The 17,639-nt window shown below is 47.9% G+C and carries 12 protein-coding genes; 9 read left to right on the top strand and 3 right to left on the bottom strand.

Annotated features, from left to right (window positions below; genetic code table 11):
* Positions 1-95 precede the first annotated feature (95 nt).
* The 5 genes from E5329_RS01010 to aes all read left to right on the top strand — a co-directional run bounded on the left by E5329_RS01010 (position 96) and on the right by aes (position 6,249).
* A complete protein-coding gene (locus tag E5329_RS01010) occupies positions 96-1,238 on the top strand; it encodes an acyl-CoA dehydrogenase (RefSeq protein ID WP_135987712.1) in 1,143 nt (380 codons plus the stop codon).
* Between the two features lie 219 nt (positions 1,239-1,457).
* Positions 1,458-3,071 carry a sodium:solute symporter family protein gene (locus E5329_RS01005; RefSeq protein WP_135987711.1) on the top strand — a complete coding sequence of 538 codons (1,614 nt, stop codon included), beginning with the start codon at positions 1,458-1,460 and terminating at the stop codon, positions 3,069-3,071.
* Complete coding sequence (locus E5329_RS01000) at positions 3,071-3,931, top strand: YitT family protein (RefSeq protein ID WP_135987710.1); 861 nt, start codon at positions 3,071-3,073, stop codon at positions 3,929-3,931. The genes E5329_RS01005 and E5329_RS01000 overlap by 1 nt, the downstream gene beginning before the upstream one ends.
* A gap of 18 nt (positions 3,932-3,949) precedes the next feature.
* Positions 3,950-5,230, top strand: a complete 1,281-nt coding sequence (locus E5329_RS00995) for an MFS transporter (RefSeq protein WP_135987709.1) — start codon at positions 3,950-3,952, stop codon at positions 5,228-5,230.
* Positions 5,231-5,232: 2 nt separating this feature from the next.
* Entirely contained in the window at positions 5,233-6,249 is a 1,017-nt protein-coding gene (gene aes, locus E5329_RS00990) for an acetyl esterase (RefSeq protein WP_135987708.1), read from the top strand.
* Between the two features lie 78 nt (positions 6,250-6,327).
* Here aes and E5329_RS00985 read toward each other — a convergent pair whose 3' ends face one another.
* Positions 6,328-7,371: a LacI family DNA-binding transcriptional regulator gene (locus E5329_RS00985; RefSeq protein ID WP_135987707.1), complete on the bottom strand. Its 1,044-nt coding sequence runs from the start codon at positions 7,369-7,371 to the stop codon at positions 6,328-6,330.
* A 186-nt stretch (positions 7,372-7,557) separates the two neighbouring features.
* On the opposite strand from E5329_RS00985, the gene E5329_RS00980 reads away from it, so the two are divergent.
* Positions 7,558-8,943, top strand: coding sequence for a glutamate synthase-related protein (locus E5329_RS00980; protein ID WP_135987706.1), 1,386 nt, complete (start codon positions 7,558-7,560; stop codon positions 8,941-8,943).
* Between the two features lie 24 nt (positions 8,944-8,967).
* On the top strand, positions 8,968-12,105 hold the full coding sequence (locus E5329_RS00975) for a hybrid sensor histidine kinase/response regulator (protein WP_135987705.1): 3,138 nt from the start codon (positions 8,968-8,970) through the stop codon (positions 12,103-12,105).
* Here the strand turns inward: E5329_RS00975 and E5329_RS00970 are convergent, their stop codons facing one another.
* Together E5329_RS00970 and E5329_RS00965 are read right to left on the bottom strand one after the other, a co-directional pair.
* Positions 12,106-13,371 carry a sensor histidine kinase gene (locus E5329_RS00970; protein ID WP_135987704.1) on the bottom strand — a complete coding sequence of 422 codons (1,266 nt, stop codon included), beginning with the start codon at positions 13,369-13,371 and terminating at the stop codon, positions 12,106-12,108.
* Positions 13,372-13,407: 36 nt separating this feature from the next.
* The gene (locus E5329_RS00965; protein ID WP_135987703.1) at positions 13,408-14,082 is read right to left on the bottom strand and encodes a response regulator transcription factor; all 675 of its coding nucleotides are present in this window, start codon (positions 14,080-14,082) and stop codon (positions 13,408-13,410) included.
* 311 nt (positions 14,083-14,393) lie between these two features.
* Here E5329_RS00965 and E5329_RS00960 point away from each other — a divergent pair, with 311 nt between their 5' ends.
* Together E5329_RS00960 and E5329_RS00955 are read left to right on the top strand one after the other, a co-directional pair.
* Complete coding sequence (locus E5329_RS00960) at positions 14,394-16,736, top strand: ABC transporter substrate-binding protein (RefSeq protein WP_135987702.1); 2,343 nt, start codon at positions 14,394-14,396, stop codon at positions 16,734-16,736.
* A complete protein-coding gene (locus tag E5329_RS00955) occupies positions 16,733-17,569 on the top strand; it encodes a carbohydrate ABC transporter permease (protein ID WP_135987701.1) in 837 nt (278 codons plus the stop codon). Before E5329_RS00960 ends, E5329_RS00955 begins: the two co-directional genes overlap by 4 nt.
* Positions 17,570-17,639 lie beyond the last annotated feature (70 nt).

The following is a 17,639-nucleotide window of genomic DNA, read 5'->3' as shown; positions in this document are numbered from 1 at the left end:
AAAGGCAAACGCGGAGCGTTTCTCTCATGCCTTTTGACGATTTGCCGCCGAAACGAAGTGAGGGGGCGTTACCGCGAAACAGGAGGACTATTGTTATGGAATTTAAATTAAATGATGAACAGGAATTACTGCGTGACACAATCCGTGAATTTACAGAAAATGAAATTGCGCCTATTGCAGCGGAACTTGACGAGCAGGAGCGTTTTCCAGAAGAACTGATTCCCATGCTGGCGGACATCGGCGTAATGGGAATTCCCATTCCAGAGGAATACGGTGGAGTAGGAATGGGCAATTTAGATTATGTATTGGCAGTGGAAGAGATTTCAAAGGCGTGCGCAAGCACAGGCGTTACCGTTTCTGCACATACTTCTCTGTGCTGCTGGCCGATTCTGGCGTTTGGAACGGAGGAGCAGAAGCAGAAATATCTTCCGGAACTGGCAACAGGACAGAAATTAGGCGCATTTGGACTGACAGAGCCCAACGCCGGCACAGACGCAGCAATGCAGGCTTCCACAGCAGAAGATAAGGGAGATCATTATCTTCTTAACGGAAGCAAGATTTTCATTACCAACGGTTCTTATGCAGACGTCTATGTGATTTTTGCAATGACAGACAAGAGCGCAGGAAATAAGGGAATCAGTGCATTTATTTTAGAAAAAGGCATGGAAGGCTTCACCTTTGGAAGCAAGGAGCGCAAAATGGGTATCCGGGGTTCCGCAACCTATGAACTGGTATTTGACAATGTAAAAGTGCCGAAAGAAAATCTGCTTGGAGAAGTAGGAAAAGGATTTAAGATTGCAATGGCAACCTTAGACGGCGGAAGAATCGGAATCGCTGCCCAGGCTCTTGGAATTGCCCAGGGTGCGTTAGACGCTGCCGCTGCTTATGTGAAAGAGCGTATCCAGTTCGGCCGTCCGATTTCCGCATTCCAGAATACGCAGTTTACCCTTGCAGATATGAGAACTCAGGTGGAAGCAGCCCGTCTTTTGGTATACCGTGCGGCGTCTAAGAAAGACGAAGGAGGAAAATATTCTGCAGAAGCAGCCATGGCAAAATTATTTGCTTCCGAAGTGGCAAGAGATGTAACCTGCAAGGCAGTTCAGCTCTTCGGCGGATACGGCTACACCAGGGAATATCCGGTAGAGCGGATGATGCGCGACGCTAAGATTACAGAAATTTACGAAGGAACCAGCGAAGTGCAGAGAATGGTAATTGCCGCAGATATGGGAATTAAATAGGCAAAAAGGAGGAAGGCTATGGGTGAAATTATTTTTTCTGTCTGTATTGGAGGCTTTTTGGTGATATCAGGGATTGCCATGAACCTGATTCTCAAGAATGAAGAAAAGAAAAATAATATTAAATGACGTGGCTTCCTGAAATGAAACGTTGTCCGGTGCAAATGGCGGCATGCTGCCTGCGCCGGGCGGCAGGAAAGACCCAAAAGCGGAGGTGAGGATGTGAACATATTTTTAATTGGAGTAATTGTCAGCATTATCGTATATCTGGTGGTAGGCTTATATGCCGGCCGGCAGGTAAAGGATGTGAATGATTACTATGTAAGCGGAAGGAATGCGCCTACGCTTCTGATATCGGGAACGCTGTTTGCTTCCATGCTGTCAGTAAACGGGTTTATGGGCGATCAGGGCTGGTGCTATACCGGAAATATTACGTCTCTGGTATTCTTAAACGCCCTGTGCGCCTGCGGATATGTATTCGGCCCTTTGGTATTCGGGCGGTATTTAAGGCGGTCAGAGTGCACCACCATGCCGGAATATTTTGGCGCCCGCTACAAGGACCTGAAAATCCGCCGTGTGGCTGCAGTAATTACCATTGTGTCACTGACAGCCTATCTTTTGGCCTGTATTACAGGCGTGGGCATCCTGATGCAGGAATTGACTGGTTTTTCTTATGAGGCCTGCCTGCTGCTGGCCTGGGGATGCTTTACTGCGTTTACCTTTTATTCCGGGTCAAAAGGGGTGGTTCTTACTGATACCATTATGTTTCTGGTGTTTCTGTTTGCGGCGATTCTTTCAGGGCCGGTGATTTTTGGGGCACAGGGAGGAATTTCGGAGCTTCTTGCAAATCTGATGAATAATCCGGCGGCGCCGGAAGGTCTTTTGGATTTTCACGGAAATATAGCGGGAACTGGGGCTCAGGATGTGTTCGGAGCCATGATGTATGCGATTACTATGGGAATTATCTGGTTTATTACCGTGGCGGTTTCTCCCTGGCAGGCAGGGCGGAATCTGATGGCGAAAAGTGAGCATGTAACATTCCGTTCGGGAGTGATTGCCGCCATCTGTACTGTAATTTTCCTGATGTATTTAAATCTGCAGTCTGTAGCGGTGCTGAACTTAAACGGGGCGTTGGAGGACCCCCAGAGAGTTCTGATATGGGCCTCCTTTGAGGTGCTTCCCAAGCTGCTGGGGACGCTGCTTTTGGCAGGGATTATGGCCGCCGGGCTTTCCAGCGCTTCCACCTTTTTATCTGTCATTGGATTTTCCGTGACCTCTGATATAATCAAAAAAGATTTTAAAGATGAAGCGGCGCAGCTTCGGTTCAGCCGTATCGTAATGCTGGTAGTTGGGGTACTTGCATTGATACTGGCTTATATGGGACTGGGCGGAATCCGGGTAATTTCATGGTTTGCTTCTACGATTATTGCGGCAAGCTGGGTGGTTCCAGGCGTAGGAAGCGTCTTAAGCAAAAAACTTTCCGCTGCCGGCGCGCGTTATTCTATGATCGCAGGATTTGCAGGATTTATGGTTACCAAATGCCTGTCGGGCTTTGGGATACAGCCCTTTGCATCCATATTTGTGAATTTCCTGGACCCGTTTTTTATCGGGTTGTATCTCAGCCTGATTTTTGCGGTAATCGGAAGTAAGCTTCAGCCTGTAGGGAAAGAGGAAGCGGAATACCGCAAAGAACTGCTGGTTCTGCCGGAATCAGAGAAGTCGGCGGCAGAATACAAGCGGGACAGAATGTATGGATATCTGCTGATTGCGGTTGGAATTGCAACTACATGTTTTCTGCTGTTTGGATGGGCGCTGCCCTATAATGGTATACTGTGATGAAAAAAGAGTTGGGTTCATTGAGAAGCTGGGGATTTCTGATGGCAGGCAACCTGCTGTATGCACTGGCTCTGGCGCTGTTTCTGACCGGAAACAACATTGCGGCAGGAGGCCTTGCAGGAATCGCGGTAGTGCTGTGCAGCTTTCTGCCTCTGGGAGTGGGAATACTGACTTTGGTGATGAATATTCCCATTCTTGCCAGTGCAGTTGTAATTAAAGGATGGCGTTACACCATAGGCACCATTGTTGCGGCGTTTTTGTATTCATTTACGGTGGAAATTCTTGACCGGATGATGCCGACGCTGACCAGTGAGCCTCTGGTGGCAGCCATCTTCGGCGGGGTGCTTTATGGAATCGGCATGACGCTGCTTACTGTCGGAAATGTATCGGTGGGCGGTACGGATCTTCTGTGCCGTCTGCTGAATGAAAAAATACCGTCTCTGAGCGTTGCCAGACTGAGCCTTTTTATCGACGGGGGCATTGTAGTGATGGCGATGCTGGTATTTGGAAATGTGGAAGTGGGGCTGTATGCCATTGTGACAATATTTGTCTGTTCTACTGTGGCTGACCGGGTGCTTCTTGGCATTGGGCGGGGAAGCATCTGCCTTGTGGTCAGCGGGAAGGATGCGAAGGAAATTGCAAATCCCCTGATGGAAAAGCTGGGAAGGGCAGTGACCCGATGGGACAGCAATGGCATGTATACCGGTGAAGAAAGAAATGTTTTGATGGTGGCGGTGCGTCCGCGGGAAGTGTTTCAGGTAAAGACGCTTTTGAAGGAATTAGATCCTACTGCTTTTGTGGTGGTGGTTCCGGCGAACGAGCTTATCGGAGGGCATTTCGGAGGAAGTAAAATAACTTGAGGATCGAAGGAGGAAATTATGGCTAAAACGAAAAACAGTGCAAAAATTGTTACTCTTATACTGATGATGCTGTCCTTAAACACCATCTATGTGCTGCCATATCTGATGTACACATATTATACTCCCCTGCAGGAGGCAATGCGTCTGGTAGGGCAGGATGCAGCTTATGGAAAGCTGCTGAATATCTATGGAATTGCAAACGTGATTTTGTATCTGCCGGGTGGGTGGATTGCAGATAAATTTGATGCGAAAAAGCTTTTGATTATTTCCATGATCGGCACAGGCGCACTGGGACTGTGGGAAGCAACCTGGCCCAGCTATACAATGCTGATGGTGATTCATGTGGCGTGGGCCTTTACAACCGTGCTTACTTACTGGTCAGCATCTATCAAATGCATCAATCTGATTGCAGGCTCTGACGAGCAGGGCAGCATGTTTGGAACCCTGGAGGCAGGGCGCGGGATTGTAGGAATTGTTCTGACCTCTTTCTTTGTTGCTATTTTTACGAGATTTTCTGCAGACAGCGCAAAGGCTATGAGTTATGTGGTGGTTTCCTGCAGTATTGTTATGATTTTGGTTGGAGTTGCAATGATTTTCCTGATGCCGAAAACCAGCAGCGACGGCTCTACCAATGAGGGTCTTGTAGACAGTATCAAAGCTATGCTCTTTGCCTTCAAGCTGCCGATTACATATCTTCTGGCAGGAATGATCTGCGGAGCTTGCGTGGCACAGGCGGGAATATCTTATCTTGCGCCTTATCTGGCAAATGTCTGCGGCATGGACCAGAATATGACCGTTATTTTTGCAAATTACAACCGGACGGTCTGCACGCTGATCGGCGCCGGCGTTTCCGCAATTGCGGCAAAGAAGATGGGGCGTTCCAGCAAATTTATGATTTATGCAGGCGTCGGTTCTATTGTAAGCTACCTGGCGTTGATTCTGATTCCGGGTTCTGCGGCAATGATGTACCCGATTATGATCATTATGATTTTCTCCACGTTGTGTTACCCGGTGTTCCGTGCCCTTTATTACGCAGTAATTGATGAAATCGGCACTTCTAAGAATCAGGTGGGCAGTGTTATCGGTATTGCTTCTCTGATTGGATTTTTGCCGGATACGTTCTATACTTCCCTGTGCGGCGCACAAATTGAAGCAGATCCGGTGGGCGGATACCGTTTTGTGTTCATCACCTGTATGGCTGCTATGGCCCTTGGACTGGTGTGCGCAATTATCAGTGACCGGCTGGTGCTGAAATTCAGAAAGACGCCGGAGTATCTGGATTCTCTGAAGGAGGGATAAGTATGTATCAATTCAAGATGCCGGAATGTAACGTGGACATGGAAATCAATAAACCGGATCCCTATCCGCTGCTTTCGGAAGGAATGAAGCGTGTCATTGATTATCAGGCAGAGCATTCCAAGGATGCGTTTGACACCAACTGCAGTTGGACAGAACTTAGGGAAAAATATATTGAGGAACGCAAATTCTGGAATGAAGGCGGACCGGAACCATTTCGGGTGGTCAATACGGAGGTGGAAGAAGGTCCCATCGGGCCGGTTCCGGTGCGCATTTATTATCCGGATGAGAAGCCGGGCCGGAACGCCCTTGTATTTATCCACGGAGGCGGGTTTACCGTTGGAAATAATGACACCCATGACCGGATGATGCGGTGTGTGATGGAATCCGGCGACTGTGTGGTGATTGGCGTGGACTATCATCTGGCGCCGGAGGCGAAATTTCCAATTCCTCTGTATGAATCGGCAGCGGTAATCCGGCATTTCCATGAAAATGCGGAAAAATATAATATTGCTCCGGATCAAATGGCAATTGCCGGTGATTCCGGCGGCGCCAACCTTGCGCTGGCTGCCAACCTGTATCTGCGGGATGCGTTCGGAGGCAATGATTATATCAGCGCGCTTCTGCTTTATTATGGAAGCTACGGCATGTTTGACGGGTATTCCTGGAGACTGAACGGAACGGCTCTGGACGGCATGACGAAAGCAGATATGCTGGCTTATGTCAGCTATTATCTGGAAGAAGGGATGGCAGATATGGAAAATCCATATTTTTCCACCCTGAACAATGATCTGACTTACGGAGTTCCCGCGACTTATCTCTGCTGCGGGGATTTAGACCCGCTGCTGGGGGATTCCCAGGCCCTTCATGCAATCTTGAAAAGCCGCAGGGTACATACAAAACTGGAGGTTGTGCCTGGCGTGCTCCATGCGTTTATGCATTACGGGCGTATGATGGAGGAAGCGGTTCACTGCCTGAAAGAGAGCGGGGAATTCTACGTGTCGGTGCGTAAAGGAAAATAAAGACGGGCAGCTTGCTGCCAAAGATCATTCATTCAAAAGGCTGTCGTATTACGGATTCGGAATACGGCAGCCTTTATATTATAATTCCACATAGGTAGGCGGGTCTGGGTCCAGCACCACCCGAAGGTTCACATCTTCTCCTCTTAACTGTGACAGCAAAAGCTTTGCGCTTTCCCTTCCGCCCCGGATGAAACCCGGACGGCTGGTAAGAACCCTGATATTGGGGATTACGGGAATGTCTGCGTCTGAGAGCAGAGCGATTTTGAATCTTTTATCATTTCTCTGATAGAGGGCGGCGCAGAGGTGCTTCACCATTACGCCCCAACTGCAGACTACGGCGTCCCCTTCTTCAAATAACGCCAGGCGGGGCATCACATTCTGAACCAGTGACTGCCTGCACACATCATCAATCAAAGGGTAGCGGTCATTGGGGGAGGCGTCATCTGGAATGCAAGGCATTTTGCAGACTTCAATGACGGTTCCGGGATAAAGCTCCCTTGCTTTTTCCAGGCCCGTGATCCGGTAGGTTTCCTGAAAAGTAGGGGCGTCCGGCTGCCAGTACAGGATTCTCTTGGATCCTTCTCCGAATAAGCGGCAGGCCACTTCAAAGGCGCCTTTTTCATAGTCGAAGCTGACGCTGGCCAGGCTTTCTTCGTCGGGACAGCAGTCACAAGCCACAAAGGGCAGGTTGTAGGTCTCGATATTCTTGCTGCAGGCGGGAGAGAGACCGTCTGAGGATATGTAGATAATGCCGTCTGCCCGCCGCTGCAGTACGCTGTCCAGGTAATAAGGGTTCTTCATATTGTCTCTGGCCTGAAATCCGGTCAGCAGAAGGCCGTATCCTTCTTTCCCCAGTTCCTCCCGGATTCCCTGGAGGATTCCGCTGAATCGTGTGTGGGTAATGGATTTTTCCAGAGCCACGGTAATGCAGTGGGTGCTGTCGCTGCGCAGAGAACGTGCGTTCTCGTTGGGGATGTAATTCAGGTTTCTTGCAGTTTCGATTACTTTTCTTCTGGTTTTATCTGAAATCTTCTGGTTTGGATTCTTATTTAATACATAAGAAACCGTAGTGTGTGAAACGCCTGCGGCCGCTGCAATATCTTTAATGGTTATTCTTTGCATGATAGGTTTCCTTAATTTCGTAGAGTTTTCTTTGATAATATCACCTTTTTTCCATGCTTTCAAGTATGTATTTCTAATTGACAAAAGCAGGGAAATAAAATACAATTTTTATAGAAATAAAGTACGGTTGGAAAGTGTTTTGACTGTGCCCTGATTACAGGAAAAGAAACTTAGGAGGAAGGAACTATGGTATACAGATGCAGTGTCTGCGGTTATATATTTGATGAAAAGGAACAGGGGAAATCTTTTTCGGAGCTGACGGAATGCCCTGTCTGCAAACAACCGGTGGAAAAGTTTGAACCGGCTGCTTCTGAGGAGAGGGAACCGGCTGCTTCTGAGGAGGCGCAGGATTTGAGTTATCCGAGGGAAACAAGGAAAACAGACAGCAGTTACCGCTATATGAAAGAAATCCATGAGATGGCAGTGACAGGAAAATCGGCCATTGAAGCCATGGGAACGTTAAGAAAGATGCCGGACTGGGATGATATTTTAGTGTTGGGAGCCCAGTTAAATCCGTCTCCATTGGAGGAGCATGCAGAGGTGTCGCTGAAGACCGTAATCGGAAAGCATGCAAAGAAGCCAATGACGCTGGATATGCCGGTCTATATTTCCCATATGTCTTTTGGAGCCCTTTCCAAAGAAAGCAAAATCGCCCTTTCCAAGGGGAGCGCAATGGCGAAAACGGCAATGTGCAGCGGGGAAGGAGGAATTCTTCCGGAAGAAAAAGAAGCTGCCTATAAATACATATTTGAATATGTGCCCAATCAGTACAGCGTAACCGATGAGAACCTGAAATCATCCGATGCAATTGAAATTAAAATCGGACAGGGAACCAAGCCAGGTATGGGCGGCCATCTGCCTGGAAGCAAGGTGACGCCGGAGATTGCAAAAATACGCAATAAACCATTGGGAGAGGATATTATAAGCCCTTCCAAGTTTCCTGGAATTGACACGAAAGAGGATTTGAAGAGACTTGTAGAGGAGCTTCGTACCCGCAGCGAAGGGCGGCCCATCGGAATTAAGATTGCCGCAGGCCGGATTGAAAAGGATCTGGAATACTGTGTGTTTGCAGAGCCTGATTTTATTACGATAGACGGAAGGGGAGGGGCGACAGGGGCGTCTCCGGCCATTATCCGGGACGCAACAAGCGTACCTACAGTGTTTGCTCTGGCCAGAGCAAGGAAATATTTAGATTCTATTCATTCTGAAATCGATTTGGTTATTACCGGAGGCTTAAGGGTTTCCTCAGATTTTGCCAAGGCGCTTGCCATGGGAGCAGATGCAGTGGCAGTGGCTTCTGCAGCGATGGTGGCGGCGGCATGCCAGCAGTACCGTATCTGCGGAACAGGAATGTGCCCGGTGGGTATGGCGACCCAGGATTCGGAATTGAGAAAGCGGCTGCAGACAGAAGCTTCCGCTGAAAGAGTGGCCAATTATTTAAGCTGTTCTGCAGAGGAGTTAAGGACCTTTGCGCGGATTACCGGTCATTCGGATATCCATGAATTATCGGTGGAGGATTTGTGCACTATCAGCAGTGAGATTTCAGAGAATACGGATATTGCGCATGCATAAATAAGGATAGCAAGGAGAAACGCTATGTATCAGTGTCATGTACAGTTTTATTTATTGAGCCAAAGATGCAGTGTATTTGAGATCATAAAAAAGATGCCTCCTTTGGAGCGTTTTACCCATGAATTTTTGGAAAGTGAGCAGCCAGTGGAAGCGTTAGCGGCCCAGGCGGATGTGATTCTGGCGGATTTTGAAATGTTGGGTTTGACGGGGATTCAGACGCTTATTTCAGCAAAATCCAGGAAAGCGCAGCTCATTTTGCTTGCAGAGAAACATCAAATGGAATGCCTGAACGATGTGATGCCGGACCTTATGGATATTTGGATTTGTCCCATGTCAGAGGAAGAAGTCAGGTTCCGTTTTCTGAGATGGCAGCAGGCATACAAGAGGGATAAGGATTTCTGGCAGACAGAGCATTTTTTTGAATCCCTCATCAACGGAGCGCCGAATCTGATTTGGTTTAAAGATAAAAACGGAATTCACAGGAAAGTGAATGACAGTTTCTGCAAGGCAGTGAATAAAAGCAGACAGCAGGTGGAAGGGCGCGGCCACGCTTATATCTGGGATGTGGATCAGGATGATCCCGCCTGTATAGAATCAGAAGAGGAGGTTATGCGCAAGAGAGAGACCTGCGTATCAGAGGAAATCATTCAGACAGGCGCAGGCGCACGGATTCTCACCACCTATAAATCTCCCCTGTATAATGTGGATGGCAGTGTCATGGGAACCGTGGGCCTGGCCATTGACATTACCCAGGAGCGGGCATATGAGAGGGAAATCATACAGAAGACGCAGACGCTGGAAAAAATTTTCACCACCATAGACTGTGGAGTGATCCGCCATTCCATTGACGGCGCACAGCTTTTCAGTATAAACCGGGCAGCCCTTGAGATTCTGGGGTATGAATCCGAAGAAGAACTTTTGGCAGATGGATTTGACATGGTTGCCTGTTCTGTGATAGAAGAAGATAAAAAGAAGCTGCGGAATTATATCCGGAAATTGGAAAAAGTGGGAGACAGCGTCAGCGTAGAGTACCGGGTGCGGCATCAAGACGGTGAAATCCTGCATGTGATGGGGAATGTCAAGCTGTTAGAAGAGAACGGGCAGCAGGTTTATCAGCGTTTCTTATTAGACTGCACAGCCCAGAAGCTGGAAGAGAATGAGAATGAGAAGCGCCATACGGAACTGATCCAGGCGCTGAGCATTGATTACAGCACTGTGTTCTATCTGGATCTGGACGCCAATACAGGGATTCCCCTTCGGAATAGCGAAGAAAACGGCCGGGCGTTTGCGGCCGGTCTGGAAGGAACCATCGCATTTCAGGAGAGTATGGAAGCTTACATACAGGAACTTGTGCATGAAGAAGACAGAGAGATGCTGCGGCAGTTTTCCGCTCCGGAAAATCTGGAAAAAGAAATGGCGGAAAAGTCCATAAGCTATGTGAATTACCGTATTGCTCTGGGAGAAGAAATGAAATATTTCCAGTTGAAGGTGGTGCGCGCCGGAGAATGGAACAGGCAGCGGGGACTGGTTTTGGGATTCCGCAGCGTGGATGAAGAGACCCGGAGCGAAATGGAGAAAAAGAACCTTTTGCAAAATGCTCTGATGCAGGCAAACCAGGCCAATAAGGCAAAAAGTATTTTCCTGTCCAATATGTCCCATGATATCCGTACTCCAATGAACGCTATTGTAGGATTTACTACCCTTGCCCTTGCCCATATAGACGACGGGGAGCAGGTAGAGGAATATCTGAAAAAGATTATGACTTCCGGAAACCATCTGCTGAGCCTCATCAATGATGTGCTGGATATGAGCCGGATCGAAAGCGGGAAAATGCATTTGGACGAGAATCCATGCCGTCTGCCGGATATCCTTCACGGGCTGAGAAATATTCTGCAGGCAGATATCCATGCAAAACAGATGGAACTGTATATTGACGCCGTAGATGTTCTGGATGAAGAAATCTACTGTGATAAGCTGCGTCTCAATCAGGTGCTTTTGAATCTGTTAAGCAATGCGGTAAAGTATACCGGAACCGGAGGGACTGTCAGCATACGGGTGACAGAAAAGCCCGGAGCTCCTTCGGGATATGCCAATTATGAGTTTCATATCAAGGATACCGGAATTGGTATGAGCGAGGAATTTGTATCCCATATTTTTGAACCCTTTGAACGGGAGCAGTGCAGCACCACAAGCGGAATTCAGGGCACCGGCCTTGGAATGGCAATTACGAAGAATATTGTGGATATGATGAACGGCGTCATTGAGGTGAAAAGTGAGCAGGGCAAGGGAACGGAGATCAATCTCTGCTTTACCTTCCGTCTGCACGAAGGGGAAAAGGAGCCTCAGGATATTCCGGAACTGAGAAACTGCAGGGCTCTGGTGGTGGATGACGATTTTAATACCTGTGACAGCGTAACCTATATGCTGAGCCAGATTGGAATGCGGGCAGAATGGACGCTGTCAGGGAAGGAAGCGCTGCTGCGCACCCATCAGGCTGTGATGCGTGACGATATCTATACAGTGTATATGATTGACTGGATGCTGCCGGATATGAACGGAATTGAGGTTACCAGGAGAATCCGCAAGGAAATGGGAGAGCATGTGCCGATTATTCTTCTGACGGCTTATGACTGGCTGGATATTGAGGATGAAGCCAAGGAAGCCGGAATTACGGCATTCTGCAGCAAGCCTCTGTTTTTGTCCGAACTGCGCAGCTGTCTGCACTCTATTGTGGAGGAAGAAAACAGCAGTCAGCAAGGAGATGGGGAAACAGAGAAACATTTCACTGGGCGTATTTTACTGGCGGAAGATAATGAACTGAATCAGGAGATTGCCCAGGTAATTCTGGGAGATGCGGGTTTTACCATAGAGATTGCCGGAAATGGGCAGATTGCGGTGGATATGCTGAAAAAATCCCAGCCGGGCTATTACCAGGCGGTGCTGATGGATGTCCGCATGCCGGTGATGAACGGATATGAAGCCACCAGGGCAATCCGCCAGCTTGAGAATCGGGAGCTGGCTCAAATCCCGATTCTGGCTATGACAGCAAATGCTTTTGAAGAAGATAAGAAGGAAGCCCTGCAGGCTGGAATGAACGGACATCTGGCCAAACCCATAGATGTGGGAATCTTGTTCCAGACGTTAGAAGAGGTGCTTGCTTAATTATTTGTGAGAAAGGGGCAGACGGACCGTAAAGGTGCTGCCCCCTCCTTTGGTATCAGAGACAGTTATTTTACCTCCGTGGGCATGGCAGATTTCCTGTGCAATGGAAAGCCCCAGGCCAAAATGCTCCTTATTGCTGCGGGAAGCATTTACCTGATAAAACCGGCCGAATATCTTTTCTTTTTCCTGATCCGGAATTCCCTGTCCGGTGTCAATGACCTGGATACAGCATTTATTGCGGGAGCAAAAGAGGCGGAGGGCGACTGTTTGTCCGGCAGGAGTATAGGACAGGGCATTGTCCAGAAGGATAATAATAAGCTGCTCCAGGCGCTGGGGATCACAGAGACAGCAGCGCTTGCCCTCTTTGGAAAGTGACAGGGCAATTTGTTTCTCTTTTGCAATTTTCTTGTATTTCTGATAGATTTCTTCCAGCAAATCGCCGGGCCGAATGGGCTGAAACTGATAATTCATAGAAGGCTGCCCGGCTTTTGTCAAAGATAATAGATCCTGGATCAGCCGTTCCATCCGGGACATTTCATTGTCCATAAGGGTAAAAATCCGCGCAGACCTTTCCGTGTCCGGTTTATTTTTCAAGACAGATAAGCCTGTCTTAAATACAGACAGGGGAGAGCGGAGTTCATGAGAAGCCACTGCAATAAAATGCTTCTGGTTTTCTTCATTTTGAATGATTGGCTGTAAGGCATGGGCGGTAAAGGCCTGAGAAAAGCCGTAGAGGATGAACAGGGAAACCAGCCAGATTGCTCCAAATCTGAACCGCTGCAGGTTTCTGTTTTGATAGAAGTTTTCCAGGCTGTAGAAATAGAGATAACGGATGTCCGGTTCTTTTTCAGAGATGGATTCTTCCATAACAAGAAATGGTCGGGTTCCAGCGGTGAACGCCACATAGGGCTGTCCGGTTTTGGCCTGGCTGTTTTGTTTTTCCTTGTCTTTTTTATAATCTTGAACAAGAGCCAACTCCTGATCTGACAGCGTGATGGAAGAAAGGGCGGAGGGAGAATGGTCTACTTCCAGATAGAGAAGGTTTCCCGGTTCTGCAGCGTTTCGGCGATACCATTGTATGTTGATCGATTCCGCAGTTTTCAGATGATAGGCAATTGTGTTGGCTTTCAGGAGAAAAATAGCCTCTTCCTGACCGTACATATTTTTTTCTGAGATATTCAGGCAGCATAAAATAATTGCCATTACAATCACCGCCATGGCAAAGCAGCACAAGAGAGAGAGCTTCCTTCGAAGTTTCCGGTACATGATTTGTGTCCTTTCTATCGCAAATAGTCTGGGCGGCTATCTGAGTTCTAAACAGTAGCCCTTCCGGTAAACGGTCTTAATCTGCACATTGGTGCGGAGTTTTCCAAGCTTTTTCCGCAGAAAATAAACGTAGTTGTCCAGATTTCCGTCCTCAATTTCTGCATCCGGTCCCCATACATTTCCGATAATCTGCTGCCGTGTCAGAATCCGGTTTGGATTTCGGAGAAAGTAAGCCAGAAGCTCCCCTTCGGTCCGGGACAGAGAAAAGGCGTTGTCCCGGTGGATAAGCTTGGATTCTTTTTCAGAAAAAGAGATGTCTCCGAATTCCAGCAGCGGGGAGGCGCCAAGCGCAAAGCTTCGACGGGCCACGCTGCGGATGCGGGCGGACAACTCTCCAATGTCAAAGGGCTTGACCAGATAATCGTCTGCGCCAAGATCCAGCCCAGTGATTTTTTCCAAAGGCTCTCCAAGGGCGGTAATAAATATGACAGGAGTGGTTACATCAGCCTTCCGGATGCGCTTAAGGATTTGTTCTCCCGGTATGCCGGGCAGCATCCGATCCAGTAAAATAATATCGTGCATGTTCTGCAGCGCCAGAATCAGGCCTTCCTGTCCGTCATGGCAGATATCTACGGTGAAGTTTTCTGCTTCCAGGCCGTAGGTGAGAAGCTCTGTTAAGCTGGCGTCGTCTTCTATGATTAAAATTCTCATAAGTTCCTCCGGTTAATCACTGGTCTGGCGGCAAACATCCAGAAAAGGCTTGCCCCAGAATCCTTTATAAAATCATAACATAAAACCTCTCTAAAAATCCTCTAAAATTTAACTTGGAAGATATTTCTTTCTATAACTCAAAATTCTATAACTTAAAATTCTACAACGCAAAACATGATATTTTCTTGGGAGCCCGTTGTTCTGTCTGTGTTTAATCAGAAAAGCTTTGCTGTGGCGTTAGAGAACTTTTAGAGTACTTTCCTGAAAATGTTGTGATAAACTAACGAAAAATCAAACAGGAGGCAATCAGTATGAAGAAAAAAGCAATTGCTGTTTTGCTGATTCTTTTGCTGGCGTCGCTGCCGGTATTCAGTTCGGCGTGTGCTCCGGATAAGAATGCAAAACAACAGTCAGAAGGAAAAGAAGAACAGGCTAAAGAGACGTCTGACGGGGAGCAGGAGGGCACTGCAAAGGGCAGATACCGGGAAGAACTGGTATCCCTTCCGGTTCCTTTCGAAACAATTTTTGACGTATCATGGGAGGAACATACGGTGCGGCTGGTGGGAGAAAATGAGCCGGGTAGCTTCTATTATTGTGAAAGCAGTGATTCCGGTGCAGGCTGGCAGAAAAAGGATGTGCCCATGGACTGGCTGCCCAAAGATTACCGGGTGGTTTCCGCATGTTTTGCCAAAGAGGGGGATGTGATTGTTTCTGCTGGAAAAATGTCAGAGGATGTTCTGGCAGATCAGCATGCGGTTGGAGTATATGAGTATTTCAGAATCAGGGGCACAGGCAGTGAACAAAAGGTGCAGAGTCTGTCTTTGAGTCTGCCGAAGCCGGAGGAGGATTATTCGGACGCGGGATATGGGCTGTCAGATCTTTCAGCTTCTGGGGAAGGAAAGCTGTATGGAATTCTTAAGAGAAAAGAACCGGGGAAAGAGACAGAGGGAATGATGATGTCTTCACAGCTATACTGTTTTCCTGAAGAAGGCGGGGAACCTCTTTGGAGTCAGGAAGTTGGGGCCGGAAGAATTGCCCTGTCGGGAAACAGGATTTACCTGGAAGAGTTGGGAGGTTCCGTTCAAGTAGTGGATGCGGACTCTGGAAAAGAGCTGACAGATGGAAAGATTCCGCTGGAGGTCCGCCTGGAGCAGGCAGATTTTCAGTTGGGGGAAGACCGGATATTTTACTGTGATGAAACGGGGATTTACGGAACAGATTCCGGGCTGGCTTTTCGGGAGCTTCTGGTGGACGGAAAGCGGAGCCGTTTCGGCAATGAGATCGATTATGCGGTGCAGAGGCTTTGCTGTATCAGTGACCGTGTGTTTCTGGTGTTTGTGGAAAATACATCCCTGAAAAAAGAATTGCTCCGATATGAGTATGACGAAAATCTGAATACGGAGCCAGAACAGGAGCTTATCGTTTATTCCTTAAAGGAAAATGATATTGTGGAAAAACTGATTGGGGATTTTCAGTCCAGCCATCCGGAAGCGTATGTGACCTATCAGGTGGGGCTGGAACAGGGTACCAGCAAAACAGAAGCCGACGCCATTAATAGCCTGAATACAGAAATCATGGCAGGAAATGGGCCGGATGTGCTGATTCTGAACAACCTTCCCTGGGAGGATTATGAAGAGCAGGGGATTTTGGAGGATTTTACAAAGGAGCTGGCTCTGGATTTGGAAGAGGGCAGTCTATTTGAAAATCTGTTTTTGCCTTATCAGAAAGAGGGAAAACAGTATGCAGTCCCCATTTCATTTCAGATTCCGGTTTTGGTGAGGGACAGTCAGGCGTCTGAGGTAACCTCACTGGAAGAACTCACCAGAGTGATTCAGAAAACGGAAATTTCGCCTTTGTACCGGGCACCGAAAGAACTTCTGCGGTATCTGGCAAGCATTTACTGGCAGAGAATAGAACAGGAAGGCTCTGTCTCAAAGGAAGAACTGAAAAATTTGCTGACAGAGGCAGAGAAAATAGAAGAAGCCATACAAGAGAAAGGGGAAGAAGCTATGCTGAGCTTTATTTCGGATGAAACTGCAGACAGCAGCATGGATTTTTTTGCAAACGACGCCGGGCTTCATCATATCTCTGACATTGCATATGGAAACACAGCGATGGCAATGGGGTATTTGGGATATCTGCCTGATTTTGTGGATATGCATAATCTGGGATTGACCGGATGCGCTATTTCTGAGCATGTCTTCCGTTCTATGTTGGCAGGAATCAACAGGAAATCCAGCAGCATGGATACGGCCAAAGAATTTCTGAAATTTGCGTTAAGCGAAGAAGAACAGGAAATTTTTACAGGTAAAAATTTCTTAATCAGGGAGTTCCCGGTGAACCGCAGGGTCTATGAGAAAATGATACAGGAGCCTTCTGCCGAAAAAACAGAGGAGCTGTATGGGAACAGATATGAGACCTGGGGGAGAAATTTGCAGTTAACTTTCACCTGGCCCGGCAAAGAGGAATTTGACAGGTTAACAGAAATGATAGAGAATTTGTCGGCGCCGGCCATGGAAGATCCGGTGGTGGCTGAGACGGTGTCGGAACAGGGAGCAAGGTATCTGTCCGGGGAACAGGGAGTGGATGAGACGGTAAATGAAATTGTCCGGATACTGGAATTGTATTTTGCGGAGAAAGGGATCGAGCTATGAAAGGGCAAAACAGGAGTTATGTTGTGTTCCTTCTGCCAAGCCTGCTTGGAGTTTCCGTTTTTGTGCTGCTTCCCTTTTTGGATGTGGTGCGTAGATCTTTTATGGATGTGTCCGGAGATGAATTCTGCGGGCTGAAGAATTATCAGAGGGTGTTTTCCAACCAGGCGTTTTGTCTGGCTTTGGGAAACACCGGGAAATTTCTTGCGGTATCTGTGCCTCTGCTGCTGCTCCTGTCGTTGGCGCTGGCCAATCTTGTTTATTTTGGAGTGACAAAATTTTACAGAAATGTCTGTCTTTTGCCCATGGCTATTCCAGTGGCTTCTTTGGCGTTTGTGTGGAAAATGATTTTCCACAGATACGGACTTTTGAACAGCTTCCTGGGACTTTCCACGGACTGGCTGAATTCCTCCCATGCCTTTGGCGTGCTGACGGCCAGTTTCCTGTGGAAGAATACCGGGTATTATACGGTGCTCTGGCTGACAGGGCTGGAGCAGATTCCGGGAAGCTTGTATGAAGCGGCTGCCTTAGACGGAGCGGGGGTTTTTGCGAAGTTTTGGTATGTAACTTTGCCAGGATTAAGGCCCATGGCTTCCGCCGCCTTTATTCTGGCATTGATCGGGGCTTTTAAGACTTTCCGGGAAGCATGGCTTTTGGCAGGGGAGTATCCTGACACGAGTATTTATATGATCCAGCATGTGTTTCATCATTGGTTCCGGGATATGTCCATGGAAAAAATGTCGGCAAGCGCGGTAGTGCTTGTATGTATTTTCGCGGTGATGGTATATCCATTCCGAAAGAAGGGAGGCGGCAATCCTGATACCGTACAATTTTAACAAGACAGGAAAGGTTTTGGGGACATCCACTCAGAAAAGATGTTCGTCGAAGTATTTTTCAGAAAAAGCG

Origin of the sequence: Petralouisia muris (assembly GCF_004793545.1) — a bacterium.
Lineage (GTDB): Bacteria > Bacillota > Clostridia > Lachnospirales > Lachnospiraceae > Petralouisia > Petralouisia muris.
The sequence above is the reverse complement of the archived record's forward strand: the minus strand, read 5'-3'. Positions and strand labels throughout refer to the sequence as shown.